This window comes from Microbacterium gallinarum (genome assembly GCF_014837165.1).
Classification (GTDB): Bacteria; Actinomycetota; Actinomycetes; order Actinomycetales; family Microbacteriaceae; genus Microbacterium; species Microbacterium gallinarum.
Genome location: NZ_JACSPM010000007.1, coordinates 81,330 through 99,632, shown reverse-complemented (window position 1 = coordinate 99,632; position 18,303 = coordinate 81,330). Strand labels below are relative to the sequence as shown.

Below are 18,303 nucleotides of genomic sequence, written 5' to 3'. Positions count from 1 at the left end.
GCCGGCAGCGCCGACCTGGAAAGATAGAGGCGTGGCATCCGTGAACCCGCCGCGCGGTATGCGCGACTTCCTCCCCGCCGACAAGGCCCGCCGCGAGCGCGTGCTCGCCGTCATCCGCGACCGCTACCGGGTGCACGGGTTCGACGAGATCGAAACGCCCGTCATGGAGGAGTACGCCCGCCTCCACGCCGGGATCGGCGGCGACAACGAGAAGCTCGCGTACAACGTCCTCAAGCGCGGTCTCGACGCCGACGCCGTCCGGGCGGCCGCCGACGACCCGTCGCAGCTCACCGACCTGGGCCTGCGCTACGACCTCACGGTGCCTCTCGCGCGCTTCTACGCGAGCCACCGCGGCGAGCTGCCCACGGTGTTCCGCTCGATCCAGATCGCGCCGGTGTGGCGCGCCGAGCGCCCGCAGAAGGGCCGCTACCGGCAGTTCATGCAGTGCGACATCGACATCATGGGGGATGCCTCGCCCCGCGCCGAGGCGGAGCTCATCGTCGCCACCCTCGACACCCTCGACGCCCTGGGCCTCGAGGGCGGCAGCGTGCGCATCAACGACCGCCGCGTGCTCGACTGGATGCTCGACAGCTTCGGCTTCGCTCCCGACGAGCGTCCCGGCGTGCTCATCACGATCGACAAGCTCGACAAGATCGGCGCCGTCGGCGTGGCCGCCGAGCTGCGCGAGCGCGGGGCGACGGGGTCCGCCGTCGACGCGTTCGAGGCCTTCCTCAGTCGCCCGATGACGCTCGAGTACAACCCGTTCGGCGAGCGCCAGATCCGCAAGGTCCTGCCCGCCGACGCCCCGGACGACGTGGTCGCGCACCTGGTGGGCATCGGAGACGCGGTCGCGGCAGCGCGGGCGGCGTCCACGACTGACGCGGCCGACATCCCGCTCGTGTTCGACCCGTTCCTGGTGCGCGGGATGGGGTACTACACCGGCACGATCTTCGAGCTGGCCCACCCGTCGGCCGACTACTCGCTCGGCGGCGGCGGGCGCTACGACGGCATGATCGGCCGCTTCCTCGGCCAGGACGTGCCGGCGGTCGGCTTCTCGATCGGCTTCGAGCGCATCGTCGACCTCGTCGACGCGGCCGCAGACGACACCCGTCCCGCCGTGGTGCTCGTGCACGACCGCGATGTGCCCGAGGCGGAGCTCCTCGCACACAAGGCCGCGCTGATCACGGCGGGCTCGCGGGTGCGTCTGGAGCACCGCACGAAGAACCTCAAGGCGCTGCTCGAGCGCGCGACGGGCGACGGCTACACGGCGTTCGCGACGGTGTCGGCCGGGGCCGCGCCGGGATCGCTCGAGCTCAAGCCGCTCGGCTGAACCGGAGTCGCAGCATCCGGTAGACGACTCCGGCGATCACGACGACGGCGCCGGCCACCACGCTCTGCCACGGCAGCGTGAGACCGAGGATGACGCACCCGGCGGCGCCGACGACCTGCAGCGCGCGAGGGTAACGCCGCGCCTGCGCGCCCTGGCGGAACGCGGCGAGGTTCGCGACCAGGTAGTACAGCAGCACACCGAACGACGAGAACCCGATCGCGCCGCGGAGGTCGACGAGCGTCACGGCGACGATCACGATGGCGGCGATCGCCGCTTCGGCTCGGTGGGGCACATGCCAGCGCGGGTGGACGGCAGAGAAGAACCGGGGGAGGTCGCCCTCGCGCGCCATGGCGAACGCGGTGCGTCCGATGCCTGCGATGAGGGCGAGGAGAGCACCGAGGGATGCCGCGGCCGCTCCGACCCGCACGACCGGCGCCGCCCATGCCCAGCCCGACGCGGCGGCGGCCGCGGCGACCGGCTCACTCGACGCCGCCGTGGCGTCGGGGCCGAGCGTCGAGAGCACGGTCGACGCGACGAGCGCGTAGACGATCAGCGCGCCCGCGAACGCGAGCACGATGGCGCGCGGGATGGTCTTGGCGGGATCGCGCACCTCCTCGCCCATCGTCGCGATGCGGGCGTAGCCGGCGAAGGCGAAGAACAGCAGCCCGGCGGACTGCAGGATCCCGTAGACGCCGTCCGCCCACAGAGCCTGAGGGCTGAGCCACTGCGCGCTGTCGGGCGCCGCGCCGCCCGCGGCGACCGCCACTGCCAGCGTGAGCAGCACGACGATGACGATCACGCGCGTCGCCTGCGCCGTGCGCGTGACGCCGAACCAGTTCACCGTCGCGAGGGCCACCACGGCGGCGATCGCGATCGGCCGCTCCCATCCGGGCGGTGCGGCGTACGCCGCGAACGTGAGCGCCATGGCGGCGCAGCTGGCCGTCTTGCCGATGACGAATCCCCACCCGGCGATGAACCCCCACCACGGTCCGAGCTCCGCGCGCCCGTAGGCGTAGGTGCCGCCCGAGGTCGGGTGCACGGCGGCCAGCTGCGCCGACGACGTCGCGTTGCCGAAGGCGACGACGGCGGCGATCGCGAGTCCGACGAGAAGGCCGCTCCCGGCCGCCGCCGCCGCGGGTGCGAAGGCGGCGAAGACCCCGGCGCCGATCATCGACCCGAGGCCGATGAACACCGCGTCGCCGAGACCGAGGCGGCGCTGCAGGGACGGGCTGGTCACGCGGGGACACTAGCGCACGCCGGTGAACGCGTGGCCGGCGTCAGCGGGCGACCTGTGCCGTGACGCGCTTCTTCTCGCGCACGTAGACCTCGCGTCGTACGCGCGCGACGACGTCGCCCGAGGCATCCGTGATGTCCGTGTCGAACCACTCGAGCACCTTCGCACCGCCGCGGGCGCGTTCGCGCAGCTCGTCGGCCTTCTCTCGCGGCACCTCGAACCGGGCGGTGAGCACGCCGCGTCCGGGCTTGACGAATTCGATCTCACCGCGCGTGTCCCACACGACGTAGTCGCTTCCGAGCTGGTGCATCACGAGCATGAAGAAGTACGGGTCGGTCATCGCCGACATCGAGCCGCCGAAGGCCGTCTTGACGTAGTTGCGGGTGATGAGGTTCACGTGGAGCTCGACGGTGGCGCTGGTCCAGTCGTCGGCGAATCTCTTCACGCGGATGCCGCTCCAGAGGTTCGGGGTCCACAGGCTCATGCCGAGGGCGAGGCGACGAGGAGTCATGCGCATGCGGGCCATCGTGCCAAAGCCTCCGCAGGAAGGCGACATCCGTTGTCGCCAGACGACAATGCTCAGCGCAGGTCGCGCCCACTGTTCTACTTGTTATAGAATAGTCGCGTGCTCATCCGAATCGATCCCGCCAGCGAGGACCCGATCTTCGCGCAGGTGGCCGCGTCGGTGCGCGCAGACGCCGCCACCGGACGGCTGCGTCCCGGCGACCGACTGCCGTCCGCGCGCGACGTGGCCGACGCGCTCGGCGTCAATCTGCACACCGTGCTGCGGGCCTACCAGGATCTCCGCGACGAGGGTCTGGTCGACATGCGTCGCGGGAGGGGGGCTGTGGTGACGGATGCCGCGACCCCGCTCGCCCAGCTGTACGACGACATCGCCGCCCTCGCGCGCCGCGCCCGCGCCCTCGGGCTCTCGCCCGACACCCTCGCCTCTCTCGTAAAGGAACACCGATGACCCCTCTCGCCGCCTCGAGCGATGTCCGCCGTGCCCGCCGCGCCTACGCCATCGTCGCGGTCTGGATTCCCGTGCTTCTGACGACCGTGGCGGTGATCCTCCTGCTGACGTGGCTGCCCCAGGTGCCGGCCACGGTCGCGATCCACTGGGGTCGCGGCGGCGAGCCCGACGGGTTCGGGCCCGCGTGGTCGGTGCCGCTGCTGACGGCCGCGGTCGGCTACGGACTCGCCGCGCTGTTCGGTGTGATCGCCCTCGGCACGCGCAGGTCGGGCGAGTGGGGGCCGACTCTGCGGTTCCTGGGCGCCCTGTCCTGCGGGACCACCGCCTTCCTGCTTGTGCTGGTGACCGTGTCGTTCGCGACGCAGCGCGGCCTCGCCGATGCGAGCGACGCTCCGAGCATCGGGTTGCCGCTGGTCGCCGGGCTGGTCGCCGGTGCGATCGCCGCTGCGGCGGGCTGGTTCGCCCAGCCCGCGGTCACCGTGAGCGGCGGCTCCGGCGAAGCGGCCGTCTCCGCCGTCGCCCTCTCCGAGGGGGAGCGGGCCGCGTGGCTGCGCACCACCACGATGTCGCGTGCGGCGATGGTCGCGATCGCGGGAGTCACCCTGCTGATGGCTGTCCTCGCCGTCGTGTTCGGCGTCTCCGGGGGAGAGCTCTGGTGGCTGTTCGCGGCGCTCGCGCTCCTGTTCGCCGTGCTCGCCGCGACGACCTTCGTGTTCCGGGTGAGCGTGACCGAATCGGGTCTGCGTGTGCAATCCCTCGTCGGCCTTCCCCGATTCTCCGTGCCGCTGGCCGAGATCGAGTCCGTCTCGGTCGTGCGCGTCGACCCGGCCGCCGAGTTCGGCGGCTGGGGCTTCCGGCTCGGGATCGACGGTCGATTCGGCATCGTCCTCCATGCCGGCGAAGCCATCCAGGTCGAGCGCCGGCACGGCCGCCCGCTCGTGGTGACGGTCGACGACGCACAGACCGGGGCGGGGCTGCTGGCCGCGCTCGTCGGCCGGGCGCAGACCGCGCGCCCTTGACGCGTGCCCCCGACCGCTTGTTGGCTGGGGGGATGAGCGACCCGACCCCCGAGCTGTGGCGCCGCGTCGACGCCTATCTGACCGAGACCCTCGTCGGGCACGACCCCGGCCTCGAGCACGCGGTCGCCGACCAGCGCGCGGCCGGTCTTCCTCCCATCGAGGTGGCGCCGGTCAATGGCAAGTTCCTCCACCTGATCGCCCGCATCAGCGGGGCGCGACGCGTGCTCGAGATCGGCACGCTCGGCGCCTACTCGACGATCTGGATGGCGCGAGGCATCCCGTCGGACGGTCAGGTGATCACGATCGAGGCCGAGCCCCGCATCGCGGAGATCGCGCGAGCGAACCTCGAGCGCGCCGGCGTGGCCGAGAAAGTCGAGGTGAGGCTCGGCCGGGCCGCCGACGTGCTGCCGACCCTCGAGGGGGCCGAACCGTTCGATCTGGTGTTCATCGACGCCGACAAGGAGTCGAACACGATCTACCTCGACTGGGCGGCGCGGCTCGGACGGCCCGGCACGGTCGTCATCGTCGACAACACCGTGCGCGGGGGAGAGGTGGCCAATCCCGCCACCGAGAACCCGCAGATCATCGGCGTGCAGCGCGGCCTGGAGATGCTCGGACGTGATGCCCGCTTCGACGCCACGGCGCTGCAGACCCTCGACCTCAAGGGGTACGACGGGGTGGCGCTCGCCGTCCTGGTGTAACAGCCCCGCGTCGAACGGCGCCGCATGACGCGGGCGCCTGTGGGGTGGCATCCCGGTCACTAGACTCGGACGCGGACCGACGATGCTCCGAAGAACCACCCTCCACAAGCAAGGAGTCCCCCTGTGGCACTTATCGAGGCTGTAGGCGCGCGCGAGATCCTCGACTCGCGCGGTAACCCGACCGTCGAAGTGGAGGTGCTCCTCGACGACGGAATCGTCCAGCGTGCAGCCGTCCCCTCCGGCGCGTCCACCGGTGCCTTCGAGGCATACGAACTGCGTGACGGCGACAAGAGCCGCTACGGCGGCAAGGGCGTGCTGAAGGCCGTCGCCGCCGTCATCGACGAGCTCGGCCCCGCGATCGAGGGCGTCGACGCGAGCGAGCAGCGCATCATCGACGAGATCCTCATCGAGGTCGACGGCACCGACAACAAGTCGCGCCTCGGCGCGAACGCCATCCTCGGCGTCTCGCTCGCCGTCGCCAAGGCCGCGGCCGACTCGGCCGACCTGCCCCTGTTCCGCTACCTCGGCGGACCGAACGCGCACATCCTGCCCGTCCCGCTGTTCAACGTCATCAACGGCGGCGAGCACGCCGACAACGGCATCGACATGCAGGAGTTCTTCCTTGCGCCCATCGGCGCCGAGACGTTCTCCGAGTCGCTGCGCTGGGGCACCGAGGTGTACCACGTGCTGAAGGGCGAGCTGAAGGCCGCCGGCTTCGCGACGGGCCTCGGCGACGAGGGCGGCTTCGCCCCCGACCTGCCCAGCAATCGGGAGGGCCTGGACTTCCTGGTCAAGGCGATCGAGAAGACCGGCTTCACGCCGGGCTCCGACATCGCGCTCGGTCTCGACGTCGCCGCCACCGAGTTCTTCAACGACGGCGTGTACCGCCTCGACAACAAGGACTGGACGGCCGCCGAGCTCACCGAGTACTACGTCGGTCTGGTGAACGACTACCCGATCGTCACGATCGAGGATGCGCTCGCCGAGGACGACTGGGACAACTGGAAGGCCCTCACCGAGGCGCTCGGCACCAAGACCCAGCTCGTCGGCGACGACCTGTTCGTCACCAACCCGACGCGCCTCGCCGACGGAATCAAGCGCGGCGTCGCGAACTCGCTGCTCGTCAAGGTCAACCAGATCGGCACGCTCTCCGAGACGCTCGACGCGGTCGACATGGCGCACCGCGCCGGCTACACGGCGATGCTCTCGCACCGCTCGGGTGAGACCGAGGACACCACGATCGCCGACCTCGCCGTGGCGACCGGCGCGGGTCAGATCAAGAGCGGCGCGCCCGCCCGCAGCGAGCGCGTCGCGAAATACAATCAGCTTCTGCGCATCGAGGAGGAGCTGGGCGACGCGGCGACGTTCATCGGCCGCGCAGCCTTCCCGCGCTTCCAGGACTGACACGCTGACGAGAGGGGGAGCCGTGGCGAAGACGACGGCTCCCCCTTCCCGTCCCCCGCGGCGCCGCCCGGAGCGCGGCCCGGTCGACGTGCGGCAGTGGCTGGGCGGCATCCGTCTGTCCGGCTTCATGGTCATCATGCTGGGCCTGGTCGTCCTGGCGGCCTTCGTGCTCGTGCCGACGATCGGCACCTACGTCGACCAGCGTCAGCAGATCGCGGCGCTCGAAGCGGCCGTCGAGGTGAGCCGCCAGGAGGTCGCCGACCTCGAGGCGCAGCGCGACCGCTGGGCCGACCCGGCCTACATCACGACCCAGGCGCGCGAGCGGCTGTATTACGTGCGTCCGGGCGAGGTGGTCTACCTCGTCGACAACGATCTCCCTGCCGAGCTCGTGCCGCAGGAGCAGGATCCGGTGAGCGACGAGGTGGAGCAGACGCGCACCGACTGGATGTCGCAGCTCGTGCGCTCGGTGACGTCGGCCGGACTCGCCCAGACGGTGAAGGCGCCCACTGTGGGCGTGCCCGACGAGCAGCCGACCCCGACGCCGACCGACGCTCCCTGACGGCGAACGGGCCTCGCCGTCCGGACAGCCCGTGCCGACGGGCATCCCGATCAGCGCCTTGCCAGGAGCCCCCGCTAGCCTGGCGACGTGACGACCTCGCCGTTCCCCCCTGCCACCGACGCCGACCTCGCCGTCCTGCATGAGCAGCTCGGCCGGCCGGCCCGTGGCGTCGTCGGCATCGCTGCGCGGTGCGTGTGCGGCAACCCGACCGTCGTCGCCACGTCGCCACGGCTGCCCGACGGTACGCCGTTCCCCACGTTCTACTACCTGACCCATCCCGCGGCGACGGTCGCGATGTCGGTGCTCGAAGCCGCGCACTCGATGCGCGAGCTGAACGATGCGCTCGCCGAGGACGAGGAGCTCGCCGCCGACTATGCGCGCGCGCACGAGGCCTATCTGCGCGATCGTGCCGCCTACGGCGAGGTCGAGGAGATCGAGGGCATCTCCGCCGGCGGCATGCCGACCCGCGTCAAGTGCCTGCACGCCCTCGCCGGGCACGCCCTCGCCGCCGGACCCGGCGTCAACCCCATCGGCGACCGCGCGCTCGCTCTCTCGTCGTGGTCGCCCGACCGCTGCGTCTGCGCCCAGCCCGGGGCGGCCGGATGAGGCGTGGCCTCCTCGCGGCCGTGGCCGCGACCGCCGCGGCGCTGACGCTCGTCACCGCCGCGCCCGCGGCCGCCGTCGCCGTGCCCGAGGCGCCGGAGGAGGATCCGGTGCGCGCCGCAGAGTACTGGCTCGAGGACTACGGCATCGACGAGGCGTGGAAGAAGACCCGCGGCGAGGGCGTCACGATCGCCATCATCGACACCGGCATCGGCAAGGGGCCGGTCGAGTTCGAGGGCGCGGTCGTCGACGGGACGGACGTCTCGGGGGTCGGAACCCCCGACGGGCGCACGCCGGTCGGCGCCGTCGACTCCAACCACGGCTCGTGGGTGGCATCGCTCGCGGCCGGTCGCGGGACCGGCGAAGACACCGGCATGATCGGCGTCGCCCCCGAGGCGGAGCTGCTCTCGGTCTCGGTCGGGTTCGGGTCGTCGGCGACGAAGTCGTTCACCGAGCAGATCGCGGAGGCCATCCGCTGGTCGGTCGACCACGGCGCCGATGTCATCAACATGTCGCTCACCACGAACGTGCCGGACTGGGACGAGAGCTGGGACGACGCCTTCCTCTATGCGTTCCAGAACGACGTCGTGGTGGTGGTCGCCGCCGGCAACCGGGGGAGCGGCACCACCCGCGTCGGCGCCCCGGCCACCATCCCCGGCGTGCTGACGGTGGGCGGCGTGGACCCCGACGGCAAGGCCAGCGTCGACGCCTCCACCCAGGGGATCACGATCGGCGTCTCGGCGCCGAGCGAGGAGCTCGTCGGCGTCTCGGCCGACGGCCGTCTGGTGCTGTGGAACGGCACCAGCGGCGCCGCGCCCATCGTGGCGGGCATCGCCGCGCTCGTGCGGGCGGCCCACCCCGACCTCGACGCGAACAACGTCATCAACCGCATCGTCGAGACCGCCCGTCCGCCGGCCGGCTCGACGGCGGTCCACGATCCCCTGTACGGGTACGGGCTGGTGGATGCCGCGGCCGCCGTGTCGGCGAAGGTGCCGTCCGTCGACGCGAACCCCATGGGCAGCCTCTCCGAGTGGATCCGCCTGTACCGCCGCGCACAGAGCGACCCCGTCCCGCAGCAGCCCGTCGAGCCGGTCGCTGTGCCGCCGCTGCCGCGTCCCGACAGCGCGGAGCGCGCCGCATCGCCCCTTCTGCCGTCAGGTCAGACCCTGCTCTACGGGACGCTCCCGCTCTCGGTGGCCACGGCGGCGGCTATACTGGTGGCGCTCGGCGTCACCGCAGCTGTCCGACGCATCCGATTAACGTCCCGCGCGCCGAGCCGCTGACCCAGGAGGAGCCTCCAAACGTGACCAACACCGTGCCCAAGATCCTCATCGTCGGTGGCGGATACGCAGGCTTCTACACGGCCTGGAAGCTCGAGAAGCATCTGCGCAAGGGTGAAGCAGAGGTGACGATCGTCGACCCGCTGCCCTACATGACCTACCAGCCGTTCCTCCCGGAGGTCGCGGCCGGCTCGATCGAGGCCCGCCACTCGGTGGTGGCTCTGCGCCGTCACCTCAAGAAGACCACCGTGGTCGCCGCCAAGGTCACCGGCATCAACCACGCGAACAAGGTCGCCACGATCACGCCGATCGCGGGCGACCCGTACGAGTTCGAATACGACCAGATCGTCGTGACCGCCGGCGCCGTCTCGCGCACGTTCCCGATCCCGGGCATCGCCGACAACGCCATCGGCCTCAAGACGATCGAAGAGGCCGTCGCGATCCGCGACCGCCTGATGTCGAACTTCGACAAGGCCTCGGTCCTGCCCCCCGGCCCCGAGCGCGACCGCCTGCTGACGGTCGTCGTGGTCGGCGGCGGCTTCGCCGGCATCGAGGTGTTCGCCGAGCTCCGCTCGCTCGCCTCGTCGCTGGTCAAGAGCTACCCGCAGCTCACCTTCGACGACACGCACTTCCATCTCATCGAGGCGATGGGCCGCATCATGCCCGAGGTGTCGCTGAAGACGAGCGAGTGGGTGCTGAAGGATCTCGCCAAGCGCGGCGCGTACGTGCACCTCGACACGCAGGTCACCGGCGCCGTCGACGGCAACATCGAGCTCTCCACCGGCGAGACGATCCCGAGCGACCTCATCATCTGGACCGCGGGCGTCATGGCCAACCCGACCGTCGTCCGCGGCGGCGACCTCCCCATCGAGGAGCGCGGCCGCATCCGCACCCGCGCCGACCTGCGCGTCGGCTCCGACGAGGAGATCGTCGAGGGCGCCTGGGCGGCAGGCGACGTCTCGGCCGTCCCCGACCTCTCGGGCGGCGGTGTCGGCGGCTACTGCGTCCCCAACGCGCAGCACGCTGTGCGTCAGGCGAAGCTCCTCGCGAAGAACCTCGTCGCGGTCCTCCGCGGAGAGGTGCCCCGCGAGTACTTCCACAAGAACCTCGGCGCCGTGGCCGGCCTCGGCCTCTACAACGGTGTCTTCCAGTCGGGCAACCTCGCCCTCAAGGGCATCATCGCGTGGGTCGCCCACCGCGGCTACCACGGCCTGGCCATGCCGACGTGGGAGCGCAAGTGGCGCGTGCTGTGGGGCTGGTGGAACAACCTCTGGCTCCGCCGCGACCTGGTCAACCTGTCGACGGTGCAGAGCCCGCGCTACGTGTTCGAGGAGTTCGCCGCGCGCCCGCGCCCGCCGCAGCCTGCCGCCACGCCGCCGGCCGAGCCGCGCGAGCAGGGGAAGAGGGCCGACCAGCCCGCGAAGGTGACGGCCGACAAGGCCGCCGCCGAGAAGGCGACCGCCGAGAAGGCGACCGTCACCCGCTGACTCCCGTGCCCGGCACTGCCGGGCGGTAGCGTGGAGGCGTTCGCTCCGGCGGGCGCCCCCGTAGCCCAATCGGCAGAGGCAGGCGACTTAAAATCGCTTCAGTGTGGGTTCGAGTCCCACCGGGGGTACGTGCTGCTCGACGCGTTGACCGACGACCCCTCGATCGGCCTGCGCTGGTCGGCCTGCGTCCTCGACGCCGGTTCGCGCGAGGTGCTCGCCGCGCATCGGCCCGACCGCGTCCTGTCGACGGCCAGCATCGGCAAAGTGCTGCTGCTGCTCGAGCTGTCGCGCCGCTTCCGCACCGGTGCACTCGACCCGTCGACTCCCGTCGCCCGCGGCGGCGAGACGGTCGCCGACTCTGGGCTGTGGCACGTGATGGAGGCCTCCTCCCTCGCGGCCTCGGACGCCGCACAGCTCGTCGGCGCAGTGAGTGACAACCTCGCGACCAACGTGCTGCTCGACGTCGTCGGGCTGGATGCCGTCGCCGACCTCGCCGCGTCGCTCGGGTTGGGTCGGACCGCACTGCTCGACCGGGTCCGGGATGCGCGCGGGCCGCAGCATCCGCCCGCCCTCTCGCACGGATCGGCGGCCGAGCTCGCCTCCCTCGTCGCGGCGATCGACTGCGGCGACGCCGTCGCCCCCGACGTGAGTGCGCTGGTGCGGGACTGGCTCTCGCTCGGCACCGATCTGTCGATGGTCGCCTCGGCGTTCGGCCTGGATCCGCTCGCGCACCGCGACGTCGACCGCGGAGTCGTGCTGTGGAACAAGACCGGCACCGACAGCGGTGTCCGCGCCGACGTGGGTGCGGTGCGGTCCGGGGACCGCGCGATCGCGTACGCCGTCCTCGCCGAGTGGGAGTCCGGTGCAGACCGGTCGGCGCGCGACACCGTCCTCGACGCGATGCGCGAGACCGGACGGCGCCTGCGGTCGGACCTGGAGCGCGACACATCCACAGGGCGTCCGGTCCCGGCACGCCCCGGGCTCTAGGCTGGTGCGCATGTGCGCGCACCCGAAGCGGGCCGTATGAGCCTCGATCTGCTGTCCTCAGCCACTGCGACGGAGCCGTGGAAGGAACCCGCGTCCTTCTGGGGCGGTCTGTCGCATGCCGTCCGCGATGTCTCCGGTCCGGTCGCGACGCTCAGCCTGCCGGCGCTCCGGTACAACGCGCTCGACATGGTCGTGCGCGCCGGCGGCGTGCCGATCCGCGTGGCGAGCAAGTCCGTGCGCGTGCGCGAGGCGATCGACGCGACGCTCGCGATGGCGGGCTATCAGGGGATCCTGGCGTTCACCCTTCCGGAGGCGCTCTGGCTCGCCGAGGCGCACGACGACGTGGTCGTGGGGTATCCGACCGCCGACCGGGCTGCCATCGCCTCCCTCGCGGCAGACGAGCGCGCAGCGCGTCGCGTGACGCTGATGGTCGACGACCTCGCGCAGCTCGATCTCATCGACGCCGTCGCCGCACCGGGCGCGCGCCCCGAGCTGCGCGTCGCGATCGATGCCGACGCGTCGTGGCGGGCTCCCGGCCTCGGCCACATCGGCGTCTTCCGGTCACCCGTGCATGAGCCGGGCGAGGTCGCCGCACTCGCCCGCGGCATCGCTGCCCGCCCGGGCTTCCGGCTCGTCGGGCTGATGATGTACGAGGCGCAGATCGCCGGCCAGGGCGACGACACCGGGTCGGGCGACGGCATGATCCGCTGGATGCAGCGCCGTTCGTCCCGCGAGCTGCTCGAGCGCCGAGCCGAGATCGTGGCGGCACTGCGCGACGTCGCCCCGCTCGAGTTCGTCAACGGCGGCGGCACCGGCTCGCTCGAGTTCACCGCATCCGATCAGTCCGTCACCGAGCTCACCGCCGGCAGCGGACTCCTCGCGGGTCACCTCTTCGACGGCTACCGGTCGTTCGAGCTCGCACCGGCCGCCGCGTTCGCGCTCGAGGTCGTGCGCAAGCCCGCGCCGGACGTCGCGACCGTGCTCGGCGGCGGCTGGATCGCCTCCGGCCCGCCCGTCGCCTCGCGGCAGCCGCTGCCGGTGTGGCCGCAGGGCCTCACGACCCTGCCGCGCGAGGGAGCGGGCGAGGTTCAGACGCCGCTCAGGGGCGACGCCGCCCGCGATCTGCACGTGGGAGACCGCGTGTGGTTCCGGCACTCCAAGAGCGGCGAGCTGGCGGAGCGGGTCGATCGGTATCACGTCGTCGACGGTGAGCGCCTCATCGGCGAGGTGCCCACCTATCGCGGCGAGGGAAAGGCGTTCCTGTGACGCGTCCAGGCGGCAAGTGGCAGAACTGGGCCCGCTCCGAGTCGGTGCGCCCGCGCCGAGTGGAGTTCCCCCGCACCGCCGACGCGGTGCAGCGTGCTGTCGCCGCTGCGGCACGGCAGAAGCTCCCGGTCAAGGCGGTCGGTGCCGGTCACAGCTTCACGGGCATCGCCGTCGCGCCGGGCGTGCTCCTCGACCTCGCCGACCTGAGCGGCCTTGTGGCGATCGACGTCGCCCGGTCGCAGGTCACCCTCCACGCGGGAACGCGCCTGCACCAGATCCCCGAGCTCCTCGCACCCTATGGTCTCGCGATGGAGAACCTGGGGGACATCGACCGCCAGTCGATCTCGGGCGCCATCTCGACCGGAACGCACGGCACCGGCGCACGCTTCGGCGGGATCGCAGCCCAGATCGTCGGAGCGACGCTGGTGACGGCATCCGGCGATCTCCTGGTGGTCAGCGACACCGAGAACGCCGAGCTGCTCCCGGCGGTGGCCCTCGGCCTCGGGGCGCTCGGCATCCTGGTCGACGTGACCGTGCAGTGCGTGCCGGCGTTCGTCCTGCACGCCGTGGAGCAGCCCGAAGACCTCGACGTCGTGCTCGACGAGCTCGACACGCGCATGGCTGAGGCCGACCACTTCGAGTTCTACTGGTTCCCGCATACCGACCGGGCGATGACCAAGACGAACACGCGCCTGCCCGAGGGCGCCCCGAGGCACCCGCTTCCGGCGGTGGGCAAGTGGGTCGACGACACGCTCGTCGGCAGCGGGCTGCATCAGGTGGCCTGCAGCGTCGCGAGGGCGATCCCTGCGACCATTCCGCCCATCAATCGCCTGTCGGTGAAGCTGTGGGGGGATCGCGAGTTCACGGATGTCTCGTCCCGCGTCTTCGCGACCTCACGATCGGTCCGGTTCCGTGAGATGGAATACGCGCTGCCCGTCGAGAACGTGCGACCGGCGTTCGACGCCCTCCGCGCGCTCCTCGACGACCGCGGCTGGCGCATCTCGTTCCCCGTGGAGGTGCGCTTCGCCGCCGCGGACGACCGGTGGATGTCGACCGCGCACGGCCGGGCATCGGGTTACATCGCCGTCCACCGCTATTGGCGCGAGGATCCGACCGAGTACTTCGAGGCCGTCGAGCAGATCATGCTGGGCTTCGGCGGCCGTCCGCACTGGGGCAAGATGCACACGCTGGATGCCGCGATCCTGAAGGACCGCTACCCGCACTTCGTCGACTTCGTGGCGCTGCGCGATCGCCTCGACCCCGAGCGCGTGTTCGCCAACCCCTACCTCCAGCGCGTCCTCGGTGAGTAACGGCTGAGAGTCCGAGGCACCGGCACAGACGGCAACGGCCGCCCTCGCTAGGATGAGGGAAACCTCGAACGGAGTATCCGGCAATGTGGGAATGGCTGATCCCGGTCCTGATCGTTGTGGCTCTCGCCGCGATCGTCGGGATCTACCTGTGGGCCACGTACAACTCGCTCGTCCAACTGAATGTGCGGGTCGATGAGGCGTGGAGCGACATCACCGTCCAGCTCAAGCGCCGGGCCGACCTGCTGCCGAACCTCATCGAGGCGGTGAAGGGCTACGCGGCGCACGAGAAGGCGGTCTTCGAGAACGTCACCCGTGCGAGGGCCGAGACGCTCTCGGCCGGCGGGCCCGCCGAGGCGGGCGTCGCCGAGGGGCACATGCAGCAGGCGCTCAAGTCCCTGTTCGCGGTCGCCGAGGCATATCCGCAGCTGCAGGCGAGCCAGAACTTCCTGCACCTGCAGCAGTCGATCGTCGACACCGAAGACAAGATCCAGGCCTCGCGCCGGTTCTACAACGGCGGCGTGCGCGAGCTGAACACCAAGATCAAGGTCTTCCCGAACAATCTCTTCGCCCGCAACCTCGGCTTCCACGAGCGCGAGTTCTTCGAGGTCGTCGACGGCGCCGCCATCTCCGAACCGCCGCGGGTCCAGTTTTGACGCGGCGCGGATCAATGTCGCGAAGCGACGTTGATGCGCGCCGGGTCAAGATCGAGTGCCGCCGCGAAGCGCCGGTGTATCGAGATCCAGACAGCAAGGACGGGCCGCGGAGCGTCCCCGACCCGCGCTAGCGTCTCCCCATGGCCCACCGGCTGACGCGCGAGCAGGCACGGCGCATCGCTGTGCGCGCACAGCTGCTGTCAGCGGACCGGCCCGCCGGCATCGTCGAGACGATCGACGCGCTGACCGTCGTGAACATCGAGCCCACTGCGGCGATCGCTCCGAGCGCCGACCTCATCCTGTGGTCGCGGCTCGGCTGGCCGTACCAGCCGGCCGATCTCGTGCGGCTCGTCGAAGAGGACCGCGCCGTCTTCGAATGGGGCGGCTTCTATCGCACCATGGCCGACCTGCCGCTGCTGCTACCCGAGATGGCGAAGCGCCCGCAGTCGCGCGAGGCGAGGGAGTGGCTGGCTGCCAACGACGTGTTCCGGCGGGAGGTGATGGCGAAGCTGCGGGCAGAGGGCCCGCTGCGTCCCGCCGACATCGCCGACACCGCGCAGGTGTCGTGGCGCTCGTCGGGGTGGACGGACAACCGCAACACGCTCCAGCTGCTCGAGATGCTCGTGCTGCGCGGCGACGTCGCCATCTCGTCGCGCGACTCCGGCGGCCGGCTGTTCGACCTCGCCGAGCGCGTGTATCCGACCGATCTTCCGGTGGTCTCACCCGAGGACGCAGCACGGGAGCGTGCGGAGCGACGCCTCACTTCGTACGGCGTCGCGCGCGCGAAGAGCCTGTCGCAGCCGATCGAGCCGATCGACGTCGGCGGGGTCGGCGAAGAAGCCGTGATCGACGACACCGCGGGCACGTGGCGACTCGATCCCGAGGCCCTCGCCGCAGTCGACGACTTCGTGCCTCGCACGGCGCTCCTGTCGCCGTTCGACCGGCTCGTGTTCGACCGGAAGCGGCTGGAGGAGATCTTCGGGTACGAGTACCTGCTCGAGATGTACAAGCCGGCGGCGAAGCGGCGCTGGGGCTACTTCGCCCTGCCGATCCTCCACGGTGACCGGTTCGTCGGCAAACTCGACGCCAAGGCCGACCGCAAGGCCGGTGTGCTGCGGGTCTTCGCCGTGCACGAAGACACCCCGTTCGACGCCCTGACGACCGAAGCGGTCCACCGTGAGATCCACGATCTCGCCCAGTGGCTCGGCCTCGAGGTGCAGGGCCTGCGCGAGGCGTGATCAGCGCACGGCGAGGATCATGTCATCGCCCGAGAAGCGAATCGATCCGCGCAGCGCCCAGTCGTCGGCGCGATACGTGAAGCTCGCAGACTCGCCGCCGTGGGTCGTGCCGGACGCGGTCGCGACGATCACGCCGCCGGTCGCGTCGAAGCCGGCCGCGTCCTCCTGCAGGGCGATGACCGGATGCTCGTCGATGCGGAATGCGATCGAGTCGAGGGTGGCGAGGTCTGCCGCCCACGGCACGCGCAGGCCGCAGTTGCGGGGGATGCTCGCGGCCAGAGCCGCACACGCATCCGCGTATGCATCGACCTGCGCCTGCGCGAGCGCGGTCGCCTCGGGGGAGAGCACGGCGTCGATCGTGACGGCGACCGGCGCATCGGTGCTCACGGCCGCCGTCGCCGTTCCTGCCAGGATGCCGCGCGGTGCCGCCTGCACGTCGTACACGGCAGGCAGGAGCATCAGCTCCGTCGCTGCGGGGGCGAGCGCCCCACCCACCCAGATCGCGTCGCCGGCGGGCACGGAGGTGAGCATCGTCTCCGCCTGGAGCACACCGAGGTGGTCGCCGGTGAGCTTCCACCCGTCGCCGGTGTCGCGCATCGTGAAGCTGAGCGTGTGCCGCTCGCCGCCGAGCAGCCCTTCCGCCTGCACTGCGGCCACGCCGTCGTCGCCGGCACGCACCTCGAGGATCTCCGCGTCGGAGACGTAGGAGGCCGCACCGGCGAAGGCCTCCTCGACGAGGGACTGCGCGTCCGCGCCGAGATCGTCGTCACGCAGGCCGGCGATCGCCGCGACGTCGCCCGTCTCGAGGGCGCGCAGGTAGGACTCGGCGGCGGCCTGAGCCGTGGGCGGGCGGCTGGTGAACCACCACACCCCGGCCGCCGCGAGCGCGAGTGCCGCGACGCCGCCGACGATGCCGACGACCGCTGCGCGTTTCACCTCTCCACGCTAGCCCGCGGGCTCGTCGGCGGCGAGCGCGACAGGCTCGGCGGGCCCCGTGACGTGGCGCTCTGCCTCGGGCATCACGTCGGCGAGGTCGTCGACGGCGTCGCCCCACCGCGAGATCGAGATGTGCTCCAGCGACTGCCAGCGTGCGGCTGCCCTGAGCTCGTCGGCGACGCGGGCCGCGGCATCCGTCGGTCTTCCGTGCTCCCACCATGCCGACTGCACGCGCAGGGTCGATGCTGCTCGATCGGCTTTGAGGTCGATCCGCCCGACGAGGTCGTCGCCGACGAGGAGCGGCAGCGAGTAGTAGCCGTACCGCCGCTTCGGCGCGGGTGTGTAGATCTCGATGCGGTACTCGAAGCCGAACAGGCGCTCGGCGCGGTCGCGGAACCACACCACGGGATCGAAGGGCGTCAGCAGCGCCGTCGCGTCGCCGCGACGGGGGAGGGCGGCGTCGCGGTGCACCCACGCCTTGGCCGGTCTTCCGGCGGTCGTCCACCCCTCGACGGTCACCGGCAGCAGCTCGCCCGTGTCTGTGAGATCGGCGATCGCGCCCAGGATCGCGGGGCGGTCGGCGATCCGCCAGTAGTCGGCGAGGTCGGCGGCCGTCGCCACGCCGTAGGCGGCCGCCGCGCGACGCACGAGTTCGCGGATCGCGTCGTCGCGCGGGACGGGCGCCGCGAGCACGTCGGCGGGGATGACATCGGCCGCCAGACCGTACCGGCGCTCGAAACCGCGCCTACCGGCGATCGCGACCTCGCCGAACATGAACAGGTACTCCAGCGCGTTCTTCACGTCGTCCCAGTCCCACCACTGACCGCGGGCACCCGTCGGCGCGTCGCGCTCGATCTGCGCCGGGCGGAGAGGGCCGCGGTCGACCAGCTCGGCGCGCACCCAGTCCACCGTCTGACGGTGGGTCTGGAACCAGCCGTCGGCCTTCGTGCCGTACTTGGCCCTCAGATCCTCCATGCGGAAGCGGAACAGCGACCAGTCGGCCGCCGGGATGAAGGCCGCGACGTGCGCCCAGTACTCCACGTACGGCGGGCGCCGGGCGAAGAGCAGGCGGTCGAGCGCCGCGGGATCATAGGGGCCCAGTCGAGAGAAGAGCGGCATGTAGTGCGAGCGTGCGAAGACGTTCACCGAGTCGATCTGCAGCGTCGCCATGCGCGCCAGCGCGAGGTTGAGCTGCCGCGTTCCCGCGACCGCCGGGAGCGGCCGCGCGAAGCCCTGGGCCGCCAGGGCGATACGGCGCGCCTCCGCGGCACTGAGGGTCGACTTCACGCGCGAAAGCCTAGCCAGGACCCCGGACACAGGTGC

At 71.5% G+C, this 18,303-nt stretch carries 18 protein-coding genes and 1 tRNA gene; 15 read left to right on the top strand and 4 right to left on the bottom strand.

The window, feature by feature from the left end:
- Positions 1-58 precede the first annotated feature (58 nt).
- Positions 59-1,330, top strand: a complete 1,272-nt coding sequence (hisS, locus tag H9622_RS15450; RefSeq protein WP_225222213.1) for a histidine--tRNA ligase — start codon at positions 59-61, stop codon at positions 1,328-1,330.
- On the opposite strand, the gene H9622_RS15445 is transcribed toward hisS, so the two are convergent.
- Complete coding sequence (locus H9622_RS15445; protein WP_191767308.1) at positions 1,314-2,567, bottom strand: APC family permease; 1,254 nt, start codon at positions 2,565-2,567, stop codon at positions 1,314-1,316. The genes hisS and H9622_RS15445 overlap by 17 nt on opposite strands.
- 40 nt (positions 2,568-2,607) lie before the next feature.
- Positions 2,608-3,081 (bottom strand): DUF4442 domain-containing protein, encoded by a 474-nt coding sequence (locus tag H9622_RS15440; protein WP_191767307.1) that lies wholly within the window; start codon positions 3,079-3,081, stop codon positions 2,608-2,610.
- A gap of 108 nt (positions 3,082-3,189) precedes the next feature.
- On the opposite strand from H9622_RS15440, the gene H9622_RS15435 reads away from it, so the two are divergent.
- From H9622_RS15435 to H9622_RS15370, 14 genes are all read left to right on the top strand, one after another.
- Positions 3,190-3,537, top strand: a complete 348-nt coding sequence (locus tag H9622_RS15435) for a GntR family transcriptional regulator (protein WP_191767306.1) — start codon at positions 3,190-3,192, stop codon at positions 3,535-3,537.
- Entirely contained in the window at positions 3,534-4,556 is a 1,023-nt protein-coding gene (locus tag H9622_RS15430) for a DUF1648 domain-containing protein (protein ID WP_191767305.1), read from the top strand. The genes H9622_RS15435 and H9622_RS15430 overlap by 4 nt, the downstream gene beginning before the upstream one ends.
- Positions 4,557-4,588: 32 nt before the next feature.
- Positions 4,589-5,257, top strand: a complete 669-nt coding sequence (locus H9622_RS15425; protein WP_191767304.1) for an O-methyltransferase — start codon at positions 4,589-4,591, stop codon at positions 5,255-5,257.
- Between the two features lie 123 nt (positions 5,258-5,380).
- Positions 5,381-6,661: a phosphopyruvate hydratase gene (eno, locus tag H9622_RS15420; RefSeq protein WP_191767303.1), complete on the top strand. Its 1,281-nt coding sequence runs from the start codon at positions 5,381-5,383 to the stop codon at positions 6,659-6,661.
- Between the two features lie 22 nt (positions 6,662-6,683).
- Positions 6,684-7,220 carry an FtsB family cell division protein gene (locus H9622_RS15415; protein WP_318247145.1) on the top strand — a complete coding sequence of 179 codons (537 nt, stop codon included), beginning with the start codon at positions 6,684-6,686 and terminating at the stop codon, positions 7,218-7,220.
- 87 nt (positions 7,221-7,307) lie between these two features.
- The gene (locus H9622_RS15410; protein ID WP_191767302.1) at positions 7,308-7,826 is read left to right on the top strand and encodes a DUF501 domain-containing protein; all 519 of its coding nucleotides are present in this window, start codon (positions 7,308-7,310) and stop codon (positions 7,824-7,826) included.
- A complete protein-coding gene (locus H9622_RS15405) occupies positions 7,823-9,106 on the top strand; it encodes a S8 family serine peptidase (protein ID WP_191767301.1) in 1,284 nt (427 codons plus the stop codon). Before H9622_RS15410 ends, H9622_RS15405 begins: the two co-directional genes overlap by 4 nt.
- Positions 9,107-9,138: 32 nt before the next feature.
- Positions 9,139-10,590 carry an NAD(P)/FAD-dependent oxidoreductase gene (locus tag H9622_RS15400; protein ID WP_191767333.1) on the top strand — a complete coding sequence of 484 codons (1,452 nt, stop codon included), beginning with the start codon at positions 9,139-9,141 and terminating at the stop codon, positions 10,588-10,590.
- Between the two features lie 54 nt (positions 10,591-10,644).
- Positions 10,645-10,718, top strand: a tRNA-Leu gene (locus H9622_RS15395).
- A gap of 16 nt (positions 10,719-10,734) precedes the next feature.
- The gene (locus tag H9622_RS15390) at positions 10,735-11,577 is read left to right on the top strand and encodes a serine hydrolase (protein WP_225222188.1); all 843 of its coding nucleotides are present in this window, start codon (positions 10,735-10,737) and stop codon (positions 11,575-11,577) included.
- A gap of 36 nt (positions 11,578-11,613) precedes the next feature.
- On the top strand, positions 11,614-12,843 hold the full coding sequence (locus H9622_RS15385) for an amino acid deaminase/aldolase (RefSeq protein WP_191767299.1): 1,230 nt from the start codon (positions 11,614-11,616) through the stop codon (positions 12,841-12,843).
- Positions 12,840-14,153 (top strand): D-arabinono-1,4-lactone oxidase, encoded by a 1,314-nt coding sequence (locus H9622_RS15380; protein ID WP_191767298.1) that lies wholly within the window; start codon positions 12,840-12,842, stop codon positions 14,151-14,153. Before H9622_RS15385 ends, H9622_RS15380 begins: the two co-directional genes overlap by 4 nt.
- Positions 14,154-14,236: 83 nt before the next feature.
- Complete coding sequence (locus tag H9622_RS15375; RefSeq protein WP_191767297.1) at positions 14,237-14,806, top strand: LemA family protein; 570 nt, start codon at positions 14,237-14,239, stop codon at positions 14,804-14,806.
- Between the two features lie 140 nt (positions 14,807-14,946).
- Positions 14,947-16,044: a DNA glycosylase AlkZ-like family protein gene (locus H9622_RS15370; protein WP_191767296.1), complete on the top strand. Its 1,098-nt coding sequence runs from the start codon at positions 14,947-14,949 to the stop codon at positions 16,042-16,044.
- On the opposite strand, the gene H9622_RS15365 is transcribed toward H9622_RS15370, so the two are convergent.
- The gene (locus tag H9622_RS15365) at positions 16,045-16,980 is read right to left on the bottom strand and encodes a hypothetical protein (protein WP_191767295.1); all 936 of its coding nucleotides are present in this window, start codon (positions 16,978-16,980) and stop codon (positions 16,045-16,047) included.
- Positions 16,981-16,989: 9 nt separating this feature from the next.
- Positions 16,990-18,267, bottom strand: a complete 1,278-nt coding sequence (locus tag H9622_RS15360; protein ID WP_318247144.1) for a winged helix-turn-helix domain-containing protein — start codon at positions 18,265-18,267, stop codon at positions 16,990-16,992.
- Positions 18,268-18,303 lie beyond the last annotated feature (36 nt).